The following is a 2,667-nucleotide window of genomic DNA, read 5'->3' as shown; positions in this document are numbered from 1 at the left end:
CTACGGCGTTGGTCGCTGAAATCAGTCGGCCCAGGTCGTCGTAAGCGTAGGAAACGACGGGGTATTCAGTAATCCACTCGAAAGGCTCATAACCCTTGGCGCGCTGAATCTGGTAGTCCACCGCCACGATGCGGCCAGATGCGTAACGCAAGAACAGCGAGCGACCCACGCCGTTATCCAGCCGCTCAATCCGCCCGGAATAATCCCGGGAAATGCGCAGCCGGTTGTCATACGCATCGCTGATCGAGACCAGCACACCGTCGCGAAAATGATAGAAACGTGAGGCCTGGGCCAGAACTAATTCATCAGGCGAGGCGCCCAAATAAATCGTCGCTTCGGCCAGGCTATTGGTGATTACCGGTCGTGAGGCCGTAGGCAAAGGAAACTCAGTGCGTCGGTTCTCATGATCCGTCCACACCACCGAATCGCCAGACACACAAAGCCTTTGCGCCAGGGCATGACTCCACCCAAACCCCAACCCACAATCCACCTCCACCGCACTGGTGCGATACAAGCGCGTCCACTCAAACGGCAACACCCCGTCCAGCGTCCCATCCGTGAGGGTCAGCAATTCCTCGCCCGTGACCATCGACACCGGGCAGCCATTGGTGGCCGTCTTGTCTGCAGAACTCGCCGTATCCCCGTTCAGGTTTTTACCCGAAGCCGGCACGTCATCAACGTGCTCCTGCCGCACCAACACCGTCTGCTGCGTCTTGCTGCGCACCGCTGGCACCGGGTTGGAAACCAGCTGCTCCCCAGCCCTCAACTGCGCAGCCGGCACGGTCTTAATCGCCGTCGCCGGCCCACCCAGCAATACCGGCTTCGCCACCTCACCATGCTCATCCAGGCGCGATTTGCCGAATTGAGCAGCCATGTGCCCCAACCACTCTCGCGCCCGGTGCGACTTGACCCCCGCCAGCACTTTCGTACTGATGCGCACCGCGATACCCATCCCGGCAGTGGCAGGGATAAGCAGCAGATTGATCAAGACTTCGGCGCTGATCTCCCCCAGCAGCTTGTTCATGTACGGCGGTGGCAGCAAACGCATCCAACTGACCATCGCCGCCACATAAATAAACAACAGCGGCTCATCGCTGAGCACCAGCAAGCCTTTGGCGAGGGTGTCGGCGCTGACGGCCAGCAGCTTTTCAAACTCGGCTTGCGACAGGTAATGCAGGAGTTTTTCCGCGTTTTCCAGCGGGTGGCTCAGCCACTGAAGCAGTTGCTTGATGCTGTCCCACACCGAATACAACGCCTCGCCAAACCCACTGGCATAAGCCTTGTGCAACGTCAGGTAGCGCTGAAGGAAATTGGCTTCGGAATAGTCCTTCCAAAGCGGCTCAAACGTGCCGCTCCACTCACTGCGCAGCCAGCCCTCAAGCGGTGTAATAACCGACTGATACGAGGCGTAGAGCGCCTTGAAGTGCTGCTTGGAAACATTGGGGTAGAAGCTGACACGGTACTTCTGGTTGCGATCACACTCGGTGATTTCCAGAATGCCGCTGGGCCCGATGGTTTTATGGATCGGCTCACCCAGCGGGCCACCGCTCGGGTCGATGCGTTGCAGAATCACGGGCGTGTTGCCGATAGGCACGAACCGTGAACTCTGGAACATGTGCACCAGGGTCAACGTGCCGTCAGCTTTGCACTGCGCGGTGGTGCTGCTGGGAAACAGCGAGCGGTTGATCGGCACGACAAGCTCAACCTCGTCACCGACCTTGAAGACCTGCTCGATATCCAGTGCCGAAAAGCTGAAAAAGCTCTCCGCCCAGGTTTCGTAGCTATTGAGGCAGCGCTTGAAGTCGCCAATCACGGCGTCGACGTCGCGGGTCTTCGCATCCATGGCCGCCAGCACCAGCAAGCCAATGGTTTGGCCGGTCGCGCCGATCAAGAGCCAGCCCCATCCACCCAAACACCCACAAGACAAACCATCTGCAATCCCTCGCGCTGTGTGATCAGGCGAAGGACTTTGCAGAGGTTTTCAGGATGGGTCTGTAGTGTTTATCCCGCTGTTAGGTGGGATATTTCGATAAGTTTTGTCCGCTTCATGCCGGAAAATCATGCAAAACCAGCATACAGTTAAAGCACTCCGTCACCAAAGAACGGAGGTTGACCCTGATGAGTGAGGAACCAGCGATGCCGTGGAAAAACTCCGATACGCGCTACAGCACCATGTCCATCGCGTTGCACTGGCTGATGGTGGTGTTGCTGGCGGTGGTCTACGCCTGCATTGAATTACGCGGCCAATTTCCCAAAGGCAGCGGTGCGCGCACGTTGATCGTGGAAATGCACTTTATGTTTGGCCTCACCGTGTTTGTACTGGTGTGGCTGCGCCTGTTTGCGCGCAGCCTGGGGGTGGCGCCGCAGATCGTGCCGGCGCCGCCGCAGTGGCAGAGCCTGTTGGCCACTTTGATGCACTTTGCGCTGTATGCGCTGATGATCGGGATGCCGATTGCGGGGTGGCTGATCGTCAGCGCCGAGGGGCATTCGGTGATGTTCTATGGCATGGAGTTGCCGCCGTTGATCGGCGAGGACAAGGCCCTGGCCAAGCAGATCGAGGGCTGGCATGTGTGGTTCGGCAAGGTCGGTTACTGGCTGATCGGGCTGCATGCGTTGGCGGGGATTTTTCATCACTATGTGATGCGCGATAACACCGCGATGCGCATG

Annotated in this window: 2 protein-coding genes; one reads left to right on the top strand and one right to left on the bottom strand. The window is 58.5% G+C overall.

What is annotated here, in order from left to right:
* Nucleotides 1–1,843, bottom strand: a 1,843-nt coding sequence (locus GIW02_RS26955) for a DUF6531 domain-containing protein (RefSeq protein ID WP_236422217.1), incomplete at its 3' end; no start/stop codon positions are given.
* A gap of 293 nt (nt 1,844–2,136) precedes the next feature.
* On the opposite strand from GIW02_RS26955, the gene GIW02_RS26950 reads away from it, so the two are divergent.
* Nucleotides 2,137–2,667: cytochrome b (locus GIW02_RS26950; RefSeq protein ID WP_236422216.1), on the top strand; the 531-nt coding region annotated here is incomplete at its 3' end.

Origin of the sequence: Pseudomonas syringae (assembly GCF_021606685.1) — a bacterium.
GTDB lineage: Bacteria > Pseudomonadota > Gammaproteobacteria > Pseudomonadales > Pseudomonadaceae > Aquipseudomonas > Aquipseudomonas syringae_R.
This window is presented reverse-complemented; position numbering and strand designations above follow the sequence as displayed.